General features: G+C 66.8%; 13 protein-coding genes. 6 read left to right on the top strand and 7 right to left on the bottom strand.

The window, feature by feature from the left end:
- Nucleotides 1–20: 20 nt before the first annotated feature.
- The gene (locus tag NLI89_RS12915; protein WP_254687381.1) at nucleotides 21–1652 is read right to left on the bottom strand and encodes an alkaline phosphatase family protein; all 1632 of its coding nucleotides are present in this window, start codon (nucleotides 1650–1652) and stop codon (nucleotides 21–23) included.
- Nucleotides 1653–1760: 108 nt separating this feature from the next.
- On the opposite strand from NLI89_RS12915, the gene NLI89_RS12910 reads away from it, so the two are divergent.
- From NLI89_RS12910 to NLI89_RS12895, 4 genes are all read left to right on the top strand, one after another.
- On the top strand, nucleotides 1761–3800 hold the full coding sequence (locus tag NLI89_RS12910; protein ID WP_254687380.1) for a protein-disulfide reductase DsbD family protein: 2040 nt from the start codon (nucleotides 1761–1763) through the stop codon (nucleotides 3798–3800).
- A 234-nt stretch (nucleotides 3801–4034) separates the two neighbouring features.
- Nucleotides 4035–5561, top strand: a complete 1527-nt coding sequence (locus tag NLI89_RS12905; RefSeq protein ID WP_254687387.1) for a circularly permuted type 2 ATP-grasp protein — start codon at nucleotides 4035–4037, stop codon at nucleotides 5559–5561.
- Nucleotides 5561–6496 carry an alpha-E domain-containing protein gene (locus tag NLI89_RS12900; RefSeq protein WP_254687379.1) on the top strand — a complete coding sequence of 312 codons (936 nt, stop codon included), beginning with the start codon at nucleotides 5561–5563 and terminating at the stop codon, nucleotides 6494–6496. The genes NLI89_RS12905 and NLI89_RS12900 overlap by 1 nt, the downstream gene beginning before the upstream one ends.
- Nucleotides 6496–7305 (top strand): transglutaminase family protein, encoded by an 810-nt coding sequence (locus tag NLI89_RS12895; RefSeq protein WP_254687378.1) that lies wholly within the window; start codon nucleotides 6496–6498, stop codon nucleotides 7303–7305. The genes NLI89_RS12900 and NLI89_RS12895 overlap by 1 nt, the downstream gene beginning before the upstream one ends.
- Before the next feature lie 149 nt (nucleotides 7306–7454).
- Here the strand turns inward: NLI89_RS12895 and NLI89_RS12890 are convergent, their stop codons facing one another.
- Both NLI89_RS12890 and NLI89_RS12885 read right to left on the bottom strand, forming a co-directional pair.
- The gene (locus NLI89_RS12890) at nucleotides 7455–8231 is read right to left on the bottom strand and encodes an arginyltransferase (RefSeq protein ID WP_254687377.1); all 777 of its coding nucleotides are present in this window, start codon (nucleotides 8229–8231) and stop codon (nucleotides 7455–7457) included.
- Between the two features lie 154 nt (nucleotides 8232–8385).
- The gene (locus tag NLI89_RS12885; protein ID WP_187502354.1) at nucleotides 8386–9645 is read right to left on the bottom strand and encodes a threonine ammonia-lyase; all 1260 of its coding nucleotides are present in this window, start codon (nucleotides 9643–9645) and stop codon (nucleotides 8386–8388) included.
- A 57-nt stretch (nucleotides 9646–9702) separates the two neighbouring features.
- Between NLI89_RS12885 and NLI89_RS12880 the strand changes: the two genes are divergently transcribed.
- Both NLI89_RS12880 and NLI89_RS12875 read left to right on the top strand, forming a co-directional pair.
- Nucleotides 9703–10557, top strand: coding sequence for an NAD(P)-dependent oxidoreductase (locus NLI89_RS12880; RefSeq protein WP_254687376.1), 855 nt, complete (start codon nucleotides 9703–9705; stop codon nucleotides 10555–10557).
- 137 nt (nucleotides 10558–10694) lie between these two features.
- On the top strand, nucleotides 10695–12362 hold the full coding sequence (locus NLI89_RS12875; RefSeq protein WP_254687375.1) for an amidohydrolase: 1668 nt from the start codon (nucleotides 10695–10697) through the stop codon (nucleotides 12360–12362).
- Between the two features lie 18 nt (nucleotides 12363–12380).
- On the opposite strand, the gene NLI89_RS12870 is transcribed toward NLI89_RS12875, so the two are convergent.
- From NLI89_RS12870 to NLI89_RS12855, 4 genes are all read right to left on the bottom strand, one after another.
- Nucleotides 12381–13268: an acyl-CoA thioesterase gene (locus NLI89_RS12870; protein ID WP_254687374.1), complete on the bottom strand. Its 888-nt coding sequence runs from the start codon at nucleotides 13266–13268 to the stop codon at nucleotides 12381–12383.
- Nucleotides 13269–13342: 74 nt separating this feature from the next.
- Nucleotides 13343–14470 (bottom strand): acyl-CoA dehydrogenase family protein, encoded by a 1128-nt coding sequence (locus NLI89_RS12865; protein WP_254687373.1) that lies wholly within the window; start codon nucleotides 14468–14470, stop codon nucleotides 13343–13345.
- A gap of 129 nt (nucleotides 14471–14599) precedes the next feature.
- Complete coding sequence (locus NLI89_RS12860; RefSeq protein ID WP_254687372.1) at nucleotides 14600–15781, bottom strand: acyl-CoA dehydrogenase family protein; 1182 nt, start codon at nucleotides 15779–15781, stop codon at nucleotides 14600–14602.
- Between the two features lie 171 nt (nucleotides 15782–15952).
- The gene (locus tag NLI89_RS12855) at nucleotides 15953–17998 is read right to left on the bottom strand and encodes a 3-hydroxyacyl-CoA dehydrogenase NAD-binding domain-containing protein (protein ID WP_254687371.1); all 2046 of its coding nucleotides are present in this window, start codon (nucleotides 17996–17998) and stop codon (nucleotides 15953–15955) included.
- Nucleotides 17999–18105 lie beyond the last annotated feature (107 nt).

Genomic DNA, 18105 nt, shown 5'->3' with positions numbered 1-18105 from the left:
CTAGGCGACCAAGACCTGCCTCAATTCGGACAAGTGCTTGCCGCCCCCGGATCGAGGTCCAGGCATCGCCCGTCCAGCCCGCTAACCGGCAACCCGATCGTCGCCGCCAGAGTCGGTACGATATCTACCGTCTCCACCGACAGCGGCTGCTCGAACCCGCTCATCCCCTTGCGCCAGAAGAGGATCGGCACGCGGCGATCGTAATCCCACGGCGAGCCATGCGTCTCCACATAGCCCCCCGCCGGCGACACGATCGTCGTCACGCGCGGCTTGAGCAGCACCACCATCTGCCCCGACCGCTCCGGATAGAACGACGCGCGGGCGCGCTCGATCAGCGTCCAGGTCTCGGGCGGGGTCTTCGCCATCGGCGTCGCCATGATCTCGGCGGCGGAGTAGGCGCCCGCGACCTGCGGCAGCGCGCGATAGCGGCGCAGCGCTTCCGCCAGAACCTTCGCGCGCGTCTTCTCCGGCAGCGTATCGTCGATATACACGTCGCCCTCGGTGCCGAGCAGTACGCTGCCCGGCAGGCCCAGGTCCTTGGCGATCGCGGTGCCGACCTGCTTGGCGAGCACGTTCTCGTCCATGTGCGCTTCCATCGGCATCGCCCGCTGCTGCTGGCGCTCGGTCGCGTCGTGCGCGCCGTGATCCGCGGTCAGTACGACTTCGTAGTCGACCCCGGTCTCGTCCATCACGTTGAAGAAATCGCCCAGCGTCTTGTCGAGCTCAGCCATCTGGATGCACATCTCCGAGCCCTGCGTGCCGTAGGTATGCCCGATATAATCGGTCGCCGACGCGCCGATATCGATGATGTCGGTCTGCGGCCCCTTGCCGAGCTTCATGTCCTGCACCAGCGCCGCCGCCATCGCGAACACCGCCGCATCGGACGCGGGCGAAACCCGGAACCCCTTGGCGTCGCCCGCCTCGCGCTCGAAGCGCCCCTGCCCATAGGTCTTGCCCGCGATCACGATCGGATGGTTCACGCCCGCGCAATAGCCCGGCAGCGGCAGCGCCGCCTGCGGCTTGGCGATCAGCGCGGCGACCGCGTCGCGCGTCCGCTGCACCGCCGGCGGCACCGCGCGGCCCGCATAGGAGACGTACGTCTTGCCGTCCCACCACCAGAGCTCGTCGACCTTGTGGCCGCCCATCATCACCGCCGCGCGATCCTTCCCCGCGACCGACACCGAGCGGGTGCGCGGATCGCGCGCCTTCATCATCTCGCCGAGCGTCGGCACCTTCAGGTGCATGTCGGACACGGTATAGCTGTCGTGCGTGCTGCCGGTGACGCGCTCGTCCTCCGAGCAATAGACGATCTTGTCGGGGCGCCCGGCGCGCTGGTCGACCCAGTTGTTGGCGATGATCCCGGTATGCGCGGGCCGCATCCCCGTCAGGATCGTCGAATGGCCGGGGCACGTCTCGGTTGCGGCGTGGCTCTGATAGCCGCTTGGGAACACCGCGCCGTTCAGCAGCCGGGTGAAGCCACCGGTGTAATGGTTGCGATATTGCTGGAACAGGTCGGCGGCGAACTGGTCGACCGAGATTGCGACGATCAGCTTCGGCGGGGTCGTCGGGGTCGCCGCGGGAGGCGGGGCGGCGGTCTGGGCGGAGACCGAAGCGGCCGAGGTCAGCAGGAGCGCGGCGATAAGTGCTTTCACGAACAGTCCTTTAGCCAGCGACGACCATCGAGCGCGGTCGTCGCTTTGAAGTGCAATACGAGATCGTCACCGCTATGGCTTTGCGCGATGAACGACACAAGGATGGCCATGCGCAGTTTTCGTTGCGCCGTGATGACGGTTCTGCTGGCCGTTTGCGGGCTGGCCACGACGCCGGCGCTCGCGGAATCGCTCAACGGCTCGAGCCAGCATCTCTCGATGCGGCTGGTCGCGGAGAGCGATCGCCCCAAGGCCGGCGTACCGCTGACGATCGCGCTCGCAACGACGCCCGAACAGGGTTGGCACGGCTATTGGCGTAATCCCGGCGACGCGGGTTTCCCGGCGACGTTCGACTGGACGCTGCCGACGGGCGCGAAGGCCGGCGAGCCCGAATGGCCGGTGCCGACGACGCTGCTGATCGCGGGCCTGATGAACTATGTCTACGAAGCGCCGTACGCGCCGCTGGTGACGATCCAGGTTCCGGCGGGGCTGGCGGCGGGGACGAAATTCCCGATCCGCCTGAAGACGAGCTATCTCGTCTGCTCGGCGACGATCTGCGTGCCGGAGGAGCAGGCGTTGTCGCTCGACCTGACGATCGGCGACGGCACGCCGTCTCAAGCGACAGCGTTTGCAGGCTGGCGGCAGGCGATTCCAAAACCGCTCGACGCGGGCGCGACCTATGCGACGGCCAATGGCACGATGCGGATCGCGGTGCCGTTCCCGGCGAGCGCGAAGGTCGACAAGGCGTATTTCTTCCCGGTCACGACCGGCGTGATCGAGAACGGCGCCGCGCAGACAGTGACGCGCGACGGTGACCGGCTGACGATCGAGACGAAGGTCGCCGCCAACGCTAAGACCGGCGGGCCGATCAAAGGTGTGCTGCGGATCGGCGACGGGCAGGGGCTGGGCGTCAAGGCGACGCCCGGTGCCGTCGCGGATACCGGTTCGGGCGCGGCGAGCAGCGAAAGCCTCTGGCTGACCGCGCTGATTGCCTTCGCCGGCGCGGTGCTCGGCGGGCTGATCCTCAACATCATGCCGTGCGTGTTCCCGATTCTCAGCCTCAAGGCGCTCAGCCTCGCGCGCGGCGGCGCCAGCGAGAAGGACGCGCGTGGCGAGGCCTTGGCCTACACCGCTGGCGTCGTGCTGGTCTGCCTCGGGCTCGGTGCGGCGATCCTGGCGCTCCGCGCAGGCGGATCGGCAGTCGGCTGGGCGTTCCAGTTGCAGCATCCCGCGGCGATCGTCGTCCTGCTGCTGTTGAGCGCGGCGATCGCGTTCAATCTCGCTGGGCTGTTCGAGGTCCCGACGCCGCGTTTTGCCGGTGAGAGCGGTGCGAGCGGGGCGTTCGCGACCGGTGCGCTGGCGGCGTTTATCGCGACGCCGTGCACCGGGCCGTTCATGGGCGCGGCGCTCGGCGCGGCGCTGGTGCTGCCGTGGCCGGCGGCACTTGCGGTGTTCGGCGGGCTCGGGATCGGCCTTTCGCTGCCGTTTCTCGCGATCGGGTTCGTGCCCGCGTGGCGGCGGTGGTTGCCGAAGCCCGGCGTGTGGATGGAGACGTTTCGCCATATCCTGTCGGTGCCGATGTTCCTCACCGCCATCGCGCTCGGCTGGGTGCTCGGGCGCCAGACCGGGGTGGATACGCTGACGCTCGCGCTGGTTGCGGTGCTGGCGGTCGGCGCAGTGCTCTGGGTCGGTGGCACCCGCCAGCGCAAGGGCAAGTCGTTCGGCGTCGCGGTACAGGTCGCGCTGGCCGTGGTGTTCGTCGGCAGCGCGGTGCTGATCGCGCGCGCGCCGCCGGCGTCGGCGAAGATCGCGACCGCGGGCGATGAAGCTTTCACCGAAGCCAGACTCGCCGCGCTGCGTGCCGAGAAGCGCCCGGTGTTCGTGTATTTCACCGCCGACTGGTGCCTGACGTGCAAGGTGAACGAGAAGGCCGCGATCGACACGACCGGCGTTCGCGATGCCTTCGCCAAGCATAAGGTGGCCGCGCTGATCGGCGACTGGACCGATGGCGACCCGGTGATGGGCCGCTTCATCCAGTCCCACAACCGCGCCGGCGTGCCGTTGTACCTTTACTATGCACCGGGTGCCGCCGAACCCACCGTCCTCCCGCAGGTCCTGACGCCAGGCTTGCTCGAGGGCCTTGGCGCTTAGGCTGATTGCCAATCCTCCCCCGCGAGGGGGAGGTGGCGCCGAAGGCGACGGAGGGGGAGGGGGCGATAAACGCCGTTGCGTGTCCTCCCCCTCCGACTGGCAAGCGCCAGCCACCTCCCCCTGGCGGGGGAGGATCAGAGACCGCAGGTCAGTCAGTCATATTCTTGACTTGTGCAGCGCAGCGAAGCGTTGCAGCATGGAACCGTAACGCTTGATGGGGAATTGACCGTTCCGATGGGGAAACAGGCGTTCGACGAAATCATGGGGACGCCGGGCGATACGACCGCTCGTCCCGAACTCGCGGCTCTCGGGCATTGGATCGAGGAGACGCCCGACGCCGAGCTGCGGCGCCGGCAGGAAGCAGCCGAGACGACATTCCGCCAGCTCGGGATCACCTTCGCGGTGTACGGCGAGAACGAAGCGGCCGAGCGGATCATCCCGTTCGACATCGTGCCCCGCGTATTCCTCCACGACGAATGGACCCGCCTCTCGGAAGGTCTCGTCCAGCGCGTCGAGGCGATCAACGCGTTCCTCAACGACATCTATGGTGAGCGTCGCATCCTGAAGGAGGGCATCCTCCCCGAGGACCTCGTGCTCGGCAACGCGCAGTTCCGCCCCGAGATCGCGGGCATTCGGCCGCCGCATGGCGTCTGGGCGCATATCTGCGGGATCGATCTGGTCCGCACCGGTCCCGACGACTTCTTCGTACTCGAGGACAATGCACGCACGCCGTCGGGCGTCAGCTACATGCTCGAAAACCGCGAGGCGATGTTGCGGCTCTGCCCCGAACTGTTCCGCGAGTTCCGCGTCGCTGCGGTCGATAGCTATCCCGATTTGCTGCTCGAGACGATGAAGTCGGTCGCGCCGCACGGCACGGGCTCGAACCCAACGTGCGTGCTTCTGACCCCAGGCCATTACAACTCGGCCTATTACGAGCACAGCTTCCTCGCCGACTCGATGGGGATCGAACTCGTCGAGGCGGCCGATCTGGTGGTCGACGACGATATCGTGTGGATGCGGACGATCGCGGGGCGGGTGAAGGTCGACGTGATCTATCGCCGGATCGACGACGATTATCTCGATCCGCTCGTGTTCCGTCCGGACTCGGCGCTCGGCGTCCCCGGACTGATCGCGGCCTATGCGGCCGGCAACGTCGCGATCATGAACGCGCCCGGCAACGGCATCGCCGACGACAAGGCGATCTACAGCTACATGCCCGACATCGTGAAATTCTACTCGGGCGGCGAGTGCAAGCTGCGCAACGTCGAGACGTGGCGCTGCCGCGAACCGCAGGCGCTGAAGTACGTGCTCGACAACCTTGAGGACGTCGTCGTGAAGCTGGTGGATGGCTCGGGCGGTTACGGCATGCTGGTCGGGCCGACCGCGTCGAAGCAGGAGATCGAGGATTTCCGCGCCGCGCTGATTGCCGAGCCGCATCGCTACATCGCGCAGCCGACTTTGGCGCTCTCGACCGTCCCGACGATGGCCGATGGTGGCCTCAGCCCGCGCCATGTCGATTTCCGCCCGTTCGTGCTGAGCGGATCGAAGGGCGTGCAGGTCGTCCCCGGCGGCCTCACCCGCGTCGCGCTGAAGGAGGGCTCGCTGGTGGTCAATTCCAGCCAGGGCGGCGGGACCAAGGACAGTTTCGTCCTCATGAAGGATCAGTCGCAACGTATGGGAGCGGGCGGGATGACGCAGACGATGGGCGGCATGTCGCAGACGCTCGGCACGATGCTGCCATCGGCGGGAGCGGACACCTGATGCTCTCGCGTACCGCATCGTCGCTCTACTGGCTCGGCCGCTATTTCGAGCGTGCCGACTTCATCGCAAGGCTGGTCGAGGCCACAGTGCGCCTCGACGTCCTGTCGTCTCAGCCTGCCGGCGAGGCGGCGTGGGCCTCGGCGCTTGCCGTCACCGAAACAGAGGAGCCGTTCGCGACACTGGGCGGCAATCTCAGCCAGACCGAAGTCGTGCGCTTCCTAACGCTCGATTCGAGTCATCCCGGCTCGATCGTCCGCTGCGTCGACATGGCGCGCAACAATGCGAAGGCGGTCCGCACTGCGCTGACCCGCGAGGCATGGACCGCGATCAACCGCGCGTGGCTGCTGTTCGAGAACCGGACGATTCCGCGCAGCACGACCGACCAGATGAACCTGGTCGAGGCGGTGAAGACCGAGACACGCGGGTTCGAGGGCGCGGTGCACCGGATGCTCCGCAACCAGACGACGTGGTTCATCCGGCTCGGCCAGGCTGTGGAGCGCGCGGACAACACCGCCCGGCTGCTCGACGTCAAATATCATATCCTGCTGCCCGAGGGCGAACGGCTCGGCGGGGCGATCGATCGCGATCAGTGGACGACGATCCTCCAGACGGTGTCCGCGGTGACCGCCTATCGCTGGCTCTACAATGACGGGTTGCGCCCGGCCGACGTGATCGACCTGCTCCTTGCGCGTGCGGAACTCCCGCGCAGCCTGGCGGCGTCGGTCGAGGAGACGGTCGACGTGCTCAACCTGCTGGCGAAACGCACGGGCAATCACGGGGAGGCGGACAGGATGGCACGGATGCGCGCATCACGCATGGCCAAGACGCGATCGGGCGAGGTCATCGCCTCGGGACTGCACCAGTTTCTGCAGGCCTTCATCGCCGAGAATGCGCTGCTCCACGGCGCGATCGGCCGCCAGTTCAAGTTCCAATAATGCGGCTGTCGATCGATCATCACACGATCTACCGCTTCACCCAGCCGCAGGGCCGGCTCGTCCAGATGCTCCGGCTGACGCCTGAGAACACGCATGACCAGACCGTGGCGTCGTGGCGGATCGACGTCGATTGCGACGCGCGGCTGCGGCCGGGACGCGACGGCTTCGGCAATGCGGTGACGATGCTCTACGCCGAGGGGCCGGTCGACGGGATCGAGATCACCGTCAAGGGCGAGGTCCTGACCAGCCATTCGGACGGCGTGTTGCGGGGGGTGCACGAGACGTTGCCGCCCGCGTTGTTCCTCCGCGCGACCGAGGCGACGGCGCATGATGCGGCGATCGCCGAGTTCGCTGCCGATGCCGTGGTCGGCGCGCGAGACCGGATCGGCGCGCTGCACCGGCTCAACCGGGCGTTGCACCAGCAGTTCGTGTTCGACGCCGGTCGGCCAGAGCCGGGGCTCACCGCGGGTGCCGCGTTCCGCAAGGACAGCGCGACGCCGCGCGACATGGCGCAGATGTTCGCGGTGGCCGCGCGGTCGCTGGGGGCGCCGGCGCGCTATGTGTCGGGCTATCATCACACTGATTTCGAGGTGGTGCATTTCCCGACCCCGCATGGCTGGGCGGAGGCGCATGTCGACGGGCTTGGCTGGGTCGGGTTCGATCCGTGCACGGGGATGTCGCCGGAAGAGCATTACGTTCGCGTTGCGATGGCGCTCGATGCGGCGGGGGCGGCGCCGGTTGCGGGGTCGCGATTGGGTGAGGGTGGCGAGGAGCTCGACGTCGACGTGGTCGTGCAGCGCGAGGACTGATTCCAGTCAGGGTCGGTAGCGTTTGGGATCGTGCGCGCGACTTAAAACATTGTTTCCCCGCGAAGGCGGGGAACCAGACTGGGCTCCCGCCTTCGCGGGAGAACAAGAAGTAGAGCGCAACGGATCAATACTCGGGCGAGCAAACTGCTTCAAACCAGCGCGGCTACCCCTTCCGACTGCATCACCAGATCAGCATCCGTCAGCCGCCGCCAGCCCGCCGGCCCCAGCACCTCCAGCGGCCGGTACCGCGTCTTGTATTCCATCCGCGGCGAGCCCTTAACCCAATACCCCAGATACACGTATGGCAGCCCCGCATCGCGCGCGCGGAGGATGTGGTCGAGGATGATGAAGGTGCCGAGCCCCGGCCGGTTCGCATCGTCGGCGGCGAAGAAGCTGTAGACCATCGACAGCCCGTCCGCCTGCCGGTCGGTCAGGCACGCGCCGATCAGCTTTCCCTGCACGCCATCAACCGAAGGCTCGCGATATTCGACGATCAGCGAATTGACCGGCGAATGCTCGATCATGTCGGCATAGTCGTCCTCGTCCATGCCTGCCATGCCGCCGCCCGGATGGCGCGTGCCGAGATAGCGGCGGAGCAACTGGAACTGCTCGTCGGTCGCCCAGGCCTTGCACGCCGTGATCTCGATATCGCCGTGCCGTCGCAGCAACTTGCGCTGCGTCGCGTTGGGCACGAACTCGCCCGCGACGATCCGGACCGACACGCAGGCGGTGCAGCCCGCGCAGGACGGGCGATACGCCACGCCCTGGCTGCGACGAAAGCCGATCCGCCCGAGCGCGTCGTTCAGTTCGCCGGCATGCGGCCCGGTCAGTTCGGTGAACACCTTGCGCTCCTGCCGGCCCGGCAGATACGGGCACGGGGACGGGCTCGTGACGAAGAAGCGCGGAAAACGAAAGGGCGCAGTCACCGAACCAAATGTCCTTCAGGCAGGCGCGGGGACCCGCGTTTTCGACATATGGTCGTATCACACGCTACTGAAAAGCGAGTTTACCACGATGGAGCGTTAACGCCGTAAATTACGGCGCTACCGCAATAATCGCGGCGACAACTACCCCCGAGGATCAGGCGAGTTCGACGGTCGACGTCTCGTACCCGCCGGCGCGCAAGGCTCCCACCAGCCGGTCGAGATGCGCGCGGTCGCGAAGTTCGCATTCGATGTCGGTGATGAGCCCCTTCGCCGGCAACGTTGTGAAGACGCGCTGGTGATAGATCTCGATGATGTTGACGCGCTCCTGATCGAAGATCCGCGCGACATGGAACAGCGCACCGGGCTTGTCCTGCAACCGGATCCGCAACCGCGCGAGACGCCCCGACCGCGCCAGATCGCGCAACAGCACGTTGGCGAGCAGCCGCGTATCGATGTTGCCGCCGCACAGCACGATGCCGACGGTCTTCCCCGCGAACCGCTCGGGATGCGACAATAGCGCCGCGAGCCCGGCCGCACCGGCGCCCTCGACCACCGTCTTCTCGATCTGGAGCAGCAGGCTGACCGATTCCTCGAGGCTGCGCTCGCTGACCAGCACGATGTCATCGACCAGCTCGGCGACGATCTTCGCGGTGATCGCGCCCGGCTCCTTGACCGCGATGCCCTCGGCCAGCGTATCGCCGGCACACGCCATGTCGGTGCCGTTGATGCGGTTGTACATCGACGGGAACAGCTCGGCCTGCACGCCGACGACCTCGATCGGATGACCACCGGGCGCTTCGCTCAAAGCCCGCGCGACCGTCGACATGCCCGAAATCAGCCCGCCGCCGCCGATCGGGATGACCAGCGTATCGAGTTGCGGGACGTCCTCCAGCATCTCGATCGCGACGGTGCCTTGGCCGGCGATGACGCGCGGGTCGTCGAACGGGTGGACAAAGGTGAAGCCGCACTCGCCCTCCAGGATGCGCGCATGCGCATAGGCCGCGTCGAACGTCTCGCCGTGGAGGACGACGTTGGCGCCGTGCCCTTCGGTCTGCATGACTTTCACGGTCGGCGTGTTGGTCGGCATCACGATCGTCGTCGGGATGCCCAGGCGGTTGGCGTGATAGGCGAGGCCCTGCGCGTGATTGCCCGCCGAGGCGGCGATGACGCCCTTGGCGCGCGCTTCGGCCGACAGCTGCAACAGCGTGTTGAGCGCGCCGCGCTCCTTGTACGCCGCAGTGAACTGGAGGTTCTCGAACTTCAGATACACCGTCGCGCCGGTCATCTTGCTCAGCGTCTTGCTGATCAGCGTCGGCGTACGGACGATCGAGTCGCGGATCCGGTCGTGCGCGACGCGGACGTCGTCGATCGAGACGGGAAGGGTGGGTGCCGCTACGGCAGCTTGGGTAGCCATGCCCGACCCGCTAGACCATCTGGCGCGCGTGGGAAACACCGCTTATGCGCGGGGGCTATGGCAAAACTGGCATTCATCGGAACCGGCGTCATGGGCGCGCCGATGGCGGGGCATCTCGTCGCGGCAGGGCATGACGTCACCGTCTACAATCGGACTCAGGCCAAGGCGTTGGCATGGGCCGATAAATATGGCGGCTCGGTGGCGGACACGCCCGCCGCCGCAGCGAAGAATGCCGATGCGGTATTCGCCTGCGTCGGCAATGACGACGATCTGGCCTTGGTCACGTTAGGTGAGGACGGTGCGTTCGCGGCGATGCGCGACGACGCGGTGTTCGTCGATCACACCACCGTGTCGGCCTCGATCGCGCGACGACTGGCGGGCGAGCGGGCGCTGGTGGTCGATGCGCCGGTGTCGGGCGGGCAGGCTGGCGCGGAGAACGGCAAGCTCTCGATCATGTGCGGCGGCTCGACCGAGGCGATGGCGAAGGCCGAGCCCTTCATGCAGGCCTATGCGGCACGGATCGTCCATGTCGGCGATGCGGGCGCGGGCCAGACCACCAAGATGTGCAACCAGATCGCGATCGCCGGGGTGATCCAGGGCGTCGCCGAGTCGCTGCGGTTCGCGCAAAACTCCGGGCTCGATCTCGACAAGGTGTTCGAGGCGATCTCGGGCGGCGCGGCGCAGAGCTGGCAGATGGTCAATCGCTGGCCGACGATGGCGAAGGACGAGTTCGACTTCGGCTTCGCGGTGGACTGGATGCGCAAGGACCTGGGGCTGGCGCTTGACGAAGCGCGGCGCAACGGCGCGGTGCTGCCGGTCGCGGCGCTGGTCGATCAGTTCTACGCGGATGTGCAGGCTATGGGTGGCGCTCGGCAGGATACGAGCGCGCTGGTACGGAGATTGCCGAAGTGATTAAGCGCGACACCGCAGCACTGCGCCCCTTCCTGGAAGGGAGGGGCCGGGGGTGGGTTGGCCCGTTGTCCAAGCGTCACGCTGCCCCAACCGGCCGACCCACCCCCAACCCCTCCCTTCCAGGGAGGGGAGCAGTATTGGCGTTTTCGGCGCTGCTCCTCCCGACTCCCGCGCTGGCGGACGGGATCGTCGACAACGTCAACGGCATCACCGTCGCCGATGGCGGTCGCGTGATCCACTTCAAGGCGATCCTGATCGACAAGGATGGCAAGGTCACGCGGCTCGTGCCTCCCGGCGAGGAAGCGCCCAAGCTCAGCCGCAAGGAATTGAAGAAGAACGCAGGCAAGCCGCTCTACGACTGGCGGATCGACATGGGCGGCAAGACCGTGCTGCCGGGCTTTGTCGACGCGCACGGCCATGTGATCGAGATGGGTTTCGGCGCGCTGTCGCTCGACCTGTCGATGACCAAGTCGCTCGAGGAGGCCAAGTCGCGGATCGCCGCCTATATCGCCGCCAATCCCGATCGGAAATGGGTGATGGGGCGCGGCTGGAACCAGGAGGCCTGGGGGCTCGGTCGCTTCCCGACCGCCGCCGATCTCGATTCCGTCTCGGGCGGGCACCCGATCTGGCTGTCGCGCGCCGATGGGCATGCCGGATGGGCGAACCGCGAGGCGATGCGCGAGGCCGGCGTCACCGGCGCGACCGCCTCGCCTCCCGGCGGTCGGATCGAGAAGACCGGTGGCGCGCCTGCGGGCGTGTTCGTCGATGGCGCGCAGGCGTTGATCGAGAAGGTCGTGCCGCAGCCGCTCCCCAAGGAGCGCGACGCCGCCTTCCTGACCGCGCAGAGCATCCTGCTGCGCTACGGCGTCACCGCGGTCGCCGACATGGGTACGACGCTCGACGACTGGCTGACCTATCGCCGGATGGCGGACATCGGCGGGCTCCGCGTCCGCATCATGAGCTATGCGCTGGGCGTCGAGACCGCGAGCCGGATCGGCGGCAAGGGGCCGACGCCGTGGCTGTACAACGACCGTCTGCGGATGGGTGGCGTGAAGCTGTATGCCGACGGTGCGCTCGGCTCGCGCGGGGCGTGGCTGTTGAAGCCGTATGCCGACGCACCCGGCCAGTCGGGGCTCGGCTTCGTGACCGACGACCAGCTCCAGAACCAGATGAGCCGGGCGGCGATGGACGGCTATCAGGTCGCGGTCCACGCGATCGGCGACAGGGCCAACCAGATGGTGCTCGACGCGATCCAGGTCGAGAGCGAGACCTATACCGGCGACCGTCGCTGGCGGATCGAGCATGCGCAGGTGGTCGACCCGACCGACCTGCCGCGGTTCGGCAAGTTCGGCACGATCGCCTCGATGCAGCCGACACACGAAACCAGCGACCGGACGATGGCCGAGGCACGGCTCGGGCCGAACCGGCTGGCGGGCGCCTATGCGTGGAAATCGATGCTGACCAATGGGGCAAAGCTTGCGTTCGGGACCGACTTCCCGGTCGAGAAACCCGATCCGTTCGCGACCTGGGCGGCGGCGTTCACGCGTCAGGATGCCGATGGCCAGCCGCAGGGTGGCTGGCAGCCGCAGGAACTGATCACGCGCGAACAGGCGTGGTGGGCGATGACGGGGGCGGCGGCCTATGCCGGTTTTGCCGATAAGCAGTTCGGCGCGCTCGCGCCGGGCCAGCGTGCGGACTTCATCATCGTCGACCGCGATCCGACGATGGCGTCGCCGACCGACCTGCGCGCCACCGTCGTGCAGGAGACGTGGATCGGCGGCGAGAAGGTCTGGACGCGCAAGTAACCCCAGCAACGCCCGGGTTTATTGGCGCATCCGGATCAGCCCTTCCTGCGCGACGCTGGCGACCAGCCGGCCGTCGCGCGCGAAAATCTTGCCGCGGTTGAAGCCGCGGGCGTGGCCCGACCAGGGGCTGTCGCAGGCGTAGAGCAGCCAGTCGTCTGCGCGGAAATCCTCGTGCAGCCAGAGCGAATGGTCGAGGCTCGCGGTCTGCAGCCCCGGCGTGATCCAGTTCTTGCCATGCGGCAGGAGGGCCGTGCCGAGCAACGCCATGTCCGACGCATAAGCGAGGATCGCACGGTGCATCGCCGGATCGTCGCCGATCGGCGCGACCAGGCGGAACCAGTTGGCGTAGTTGGGCGCCTGCGGGGCCGGATGGATCCAGCTGCGCGGGTTGACCGGGCGCACCTCGATCGGCCGCCACCGCAGCATGTGCGCGCGGAATTTCTCGGGGATGCCGTCGATGTTCTCGAGCCGCAGATCGCGGTCGGAGCGGAGCGTTTCGGGCGCGGGGACGTCGGGCATCGCGTCCTGATGATGCAGGCCTTCCTCGGGCATCTGGAACGAAGCCGCCATGTTGAGGATCGGCTGACCCTTCTGCATCGCGATCACGCGCCGCGTCGCGAAGCTGCGACCCTCGAAATCGCGGACGACGCGGTAGACGATCGGATAGTCCTCGTTGCCCGGCCGCATGAAGTAGGCGTGGAGCGAATGCGCGGCCTTGGGGCCTTCGGTCGAGCGTTGTGCTGCCTGGAGCGCCTGCGCGATGACCTGCCCGCCGAACACGCGGCCGACGCCGCCGGGCTGGCGCTTGCCGACGTAGAGATCGGTATCGACCTCCTCGATTTCGAGCAGATCGACCAGCCCTTGGGCAAGGTTCTCTGGCGTTACTTCGGCAGTTTCAGCAGTCATCTGACTTCCTTGTTCACCCGGGAAGGCGGGTGCCCAGTCTGGGTCCCCGGCCTTCGCGGGGACACAAGTTTTGGTCAATACCCCGCCGCAACCGCAAGCCTGTCCGCGTGGAAGTTCGCATCCCCGAACATCTCCGCGAGCACGCGCGCGCGCTTCATGTAGAATCCGATGTCGTATTCGTCGGTCATGCCGATGCCGCCGTGCATCTGGATGCCCTCCTGGACGCTGAGCGTAGTTGCCAGCGCGGTCATCGCCTTGGCCACCGACACCGCTTCGTCCGCGCGGTCGCTGCCGTGGTCGAGCAGTTGCTGCGCCTTGAGCACGGCGGCGCGCGCGACCTCCATTTCCGAATACAGATGCGCGGCGCGGTGCTGGAGCGCCTGGAAACTGCCGATCAGCGTCCCGAACTGCTTGCGCTCCTTCATGTAGCCGATCGTCATGTCCATCGCCCCGCCGCCGACGCCGAGCAGTTCGGCGGATGCTCCGGTTCGCCCGGCGCGCAGGAGGCGATCGAGCGGCGTCCGGCCGGCATCGACCTCGCCGATAACCGCGTCCGCATCGACCTCGACGCCATCGAACTCGAGCCGCGCTGCAAGGCTCGAGTCCGCGAGACGTTCGGCGTTCGCGGTCAGCCCGGCAGCATCCTTCGGCACAGCGAACAGCGTGACGCCGTCCGTGTCGTTGTCGCTCCCGCCGGTACGCGCAGCGACGATGATCAGGTCCGCGGTGTGACCGTGCGTGACGAACCGCTTCGCGCCGGTCAGCTTGAAGCCGTTACCCGAGCGTTCGGCCTTCATCGCTACGGTGTCGCGGTGCTTGGCGCCCTCGTCGATCGCCAGCGCTGCGACGGTTTCGCCCGCGATGATACCCGGGAACCAGCGTTCGGCTTGGCCTGTACCCTTGAGCGCCTCGACCGCCGCAACCGCAGTGGACAGGAACGGCGAAGGCGACAGGTTGCGCCCGATCTCTTCCAGCACCACGCCCGCCTCGACATGGCCGAGCCCGAGCCCGCCTTGGTCCTCGCCGATCAGGATGCCGGTAAAGCCCATCTCCGCGAACTGCTTCCACAGGTCGCGCGAGAAGCCGGTCTTGTCGTCGGCATCGCGCAGCGCCCGCATATGGCTGACCGGCGCGTGTTCGGCGACGAAATCGCGAATGGTGTCCTGAAGGACGGTCTGGTCGTCGTCTAGATACAGTGGCATTTCGAATACTCCGACGCCCGGAAGACCTCCGTCACCCCAGCGAAAGCTGGGGTATCGTGCGGCAGGGGGGCGGTTCGTTACGGGGAGACCCCAGCTTTCGCTGGGGTGACGTGCGTGGTCGGGTGCGCGTTACGCCGGCAATTCCAAGATCCGCTTGGCGATGATGTTGAGCTGGATCTCGCTCGTCCCGCCCTCGATCGAGTTCGCCTTGGTCCGCAGCCACGACCGCGGGATCGCCCCGCCGCGCGACCGCTCGCTGTCCCATTCGAGCGCATCCGAACCGCCCGCCGCCATCATCAATTCGTACCGGCCCTTGTTCAGCTCGGTCCCGTAGTATTTCATCATGCTCGGCTGCGCCGGATGCGCCTTGCCCGCCTTCAGCTCGTCGATGAACCGCTCGGACATCGCCCCGAACGCCTTCGCGCGCACCTCGAACAGCGCGATCGACGCGCGCAGCAACGGATCGGCCAGCCGCCCGTCATGCCCAAGACCGACAGTCGCGATCGCCCCGTCGATCAACGGGTTGCCGCCGCTCGACGCGAGCCCCATGCCCGAGATCATCTCGCGCTCATGGCCGAGCAGGTATTTCGCGACGTCCCAGCCCTTGTTCTCCTCGTAGACGCGGTTGACCTTGGGCACCTTCACATTGTCGAAGAAGGTTTCGCAGAACGGCGAATTGCCGCTGATCAGCAGGATCGGCTTGGTCGACACCCCGGGCGACGCCATGTCGAACAGCACGAAGCTGATCCCGCCCTGCTTCGAGGTCTTGTCGGTGCGGACGAGACAGAAGATCCAGTCGGCCTTGTCGGCATAGGACGTCCACACCTTCTGCCCGTTGACGAGATAATGGTCGCCCTTGTCTTCGGCGGAGGTCGCGAGCCCGGCAAGGTCGGAGCCGGCGTTCGGCTCGGAATAGCCCTGGCACCAGCGGATCTCGCCGCGCGCGATCTTGGTCAGGTGATCGAGCTTCTGCTCTTCGGTGCCGTATTTCAGCAGGGCTGGCCCGAGCATCGATATTCCGAACGAATTGAGCGGGTTACGCGCCTTTATCGCCGCCATCTCTTCGCGCAGGATCTTGGTCTCGGCCGGCGACAGGCCCCCACCGCCATAGGCTTTGGGCCAGTCGGGCACCGTCCAGCCCTTGGCCGCCATCTTGTCGAGCCACTCCTTTTGCGCAGGGCTCGAAGGCTTGAACTGGCGTCCGCCCCAGCAGACGTCGTCCTCCGAGCGCACCGGCTTGCGCATTTCGGGCGGGCAGTTCTCCGCGAGCCATGCGCGGGTTTCGGTACGGAAGGTGTCGAGGTCGGTCATGAGCGCATCCTGTCCTCTGTTCTCTGTCGTCATCTCGTCTCACCGCTCCCCTCACTACCCGTCACCCCAGCGAAAGCTGGGGTATCCCCGTTGGCGGTCGCTGCGACCCGAAGGGGAGATCCCAGCGTTCGCTGGGATGACGGATTGGGGGGGGGCGTGGTTCGGTGAAAGTTACTTGATCTTACCGCCGGTTGCGGCTGCATCCTTCAACGACTTGGCAACGGTAAACCCGTATTTCTCCAGCCCCGCGACGACCTTCGCCAGGCCTTCCGACTGCGCCCAGAACATCGGGCCGCCGCGGTACACTGGCCAGCCGTATCCGTAGATCCAGACCACATCGACGTCCGACGCGCGCTGTGCCTTGCCCTCTTCGAGGATCAGCGCGCCCTCGTTGACCATTGTGTACAGCGTCCGAACGACGATCTCCTCGTCGCTGATCTCGCGCGGCGTCACGCCCGACTTCTTGCGGAAATCGTCGATGATCTCGGCCACGCGGGGCGAGTTCGACGGCGTGCGCTTCTCGTCGTAATCGTAGAAGCCCGCCTTGGTCTTCTGGCCCCAGCGGTTCTCCGCCGCCAGCGCATCGCGGATGTTCTCGATCCGGCTCGGGTCGCGGTGCCAGCCGATGTCGACGCCGGCGAGATCGCTCATCTGGAACGGCCCCATCGGCATGCCGAACGCGACATGGACCTTGTCGATCTGCTCGGGGCTCGCGCCCTCCAGCAGCAGCTTGGTCGCCTCGACCTGCCGCGGCATCAGCATGCGGTTGCCGATGAACCCGTAGGTGACGCCAGCCACCACGGCCACCTTCTTGATCTTCTTCGCCAGCGCCATAATCGTCGCCAGCACGTCGTCCGCGGTCTTGTCGCCGCGTACGACCTCCAGCAATTTCATCACGTTGGCGGGCGAGAAGAAGTGCATCCCGACGACGTCCTCGGGCCGCTTGGTGCACGTCGCGATCTCGTCGATGTTCAGGTACGATGTATTCGACGCGAGGATCGCGCCCGGTTTGGCGATCGCGTCGAGCTTGGTGAAGATCTCCTTCTTCACCTCCATCGTCTCGTACACCGCCTCGATGATCAGGTCGCACTCGGCGAGATCGGCGAAGTCGAGCGTCGGCTTCAGCGCGCCCATCGCCTGTTCTACCTGCTCAGGCTTGATCCGGCCCTTGGCAGCGGTCGCCTCGTAATTCTTCCGCACGACGCCGGTGCCGCGGTCGAGCGCCTCCTGCTGCATCTCGACGATCGTGACGGGGATGCCCGCCGACAGGAAGTTCATCGAGATGCCGCCGCCCATCGTGCCCGCGCCGATCACGCCGACGCGCTTGATCTCGCGCAGCTTGGTGTCGGCGGGGACGTCATCGATCTTCGCCGCCTGGCGCTCGGCGAAGAAGATGTGACGTTGCGCGGCGGACTGCACGCCGGTCATCAGCTTCATGAATTCCTGGCGTTCGAAGGCGATGCCCTCCTCGAAGCTGGAGCCGTCCGCAGCCTTCTCGACGCAGGCGATGTTGGCGGCCGGCGCGTCGAAGTTGCGGAAGCGGCGTGCATTCTCCTTCTTGAACGCGGCGACCGCATCCGGATCGGCCTGCGCGGTCTTCTCGGACGCGCGGGGCAGGGGGCGCTTGGTGGCGATCTCGCGCGCGAAGGCGACCGCGTCCGCCTCAAGCGAATCCTCACCGACGATCTTGTCGATCAGGCCGGCGTCGAGCGCCTTCTTTGCCGAGATCGGATCGCCCTTCGCGGTCATTTCCAGCGCGAGCTTCACGCCGGCGATGCGCGGGATACGCTGCGTGCCACCCGCGCCGGGGAGCAGGCCGAGCTTAACTTCAGGCGTACCGATCTTCGCCGAGGGGACGGCGACGCGGTAATGGCAGCCGAGCGTGACCTCGCAGCCGCCGCCGAGCGCGGTGCCGTGGATCGCCGCGACGACGGGCTTCGAGGAGGCCTCGATCATGTCGACCACGGTCGGCAGGCCGGGCTCGACCATTTCCTTGCCGAACTCTGTGATGTCGGCGCCTGCGAAGAACGTGCGGCCGTCGCAGCGGATCACCATCGCGGTGATGCTGTCGTCCTTGACGCCTTCCTTGATCGCGGCTTCGAGCCCCTGGCGGACCGCGGCGCCGAGCGCGTTGACGGGCGGGTTGTTCGAGATGATGACGAGGACGTCGTCATGGCGTTCGGTGCGGATCGGGCTGGTGTTCGTCGGGGATGTCACGTGAATTCTCCTGTCTTTTTAACGTCATGCCAGCGGAAGCTGATATCTCCTCGTAATCGGGAGACCCCAGCTTTCGCTGGGGTGACGGGGAAGGTTTGGCTGGGGCT

The sequence above is a fragment of the Sphingomonas faeni genome (assembly GCF_024273235.1).
Classification (GTDB): domain Bacteria; phylum Pseudomonadota; class Alphaproteobacteria; order Sphingomonadales; family Sphingomonadaceae; genus Sphingomonas; species Sphingomonas faeni_A.
This window is presented reverse-complemented; position numbering and strand designations above follow the sequence as displayed.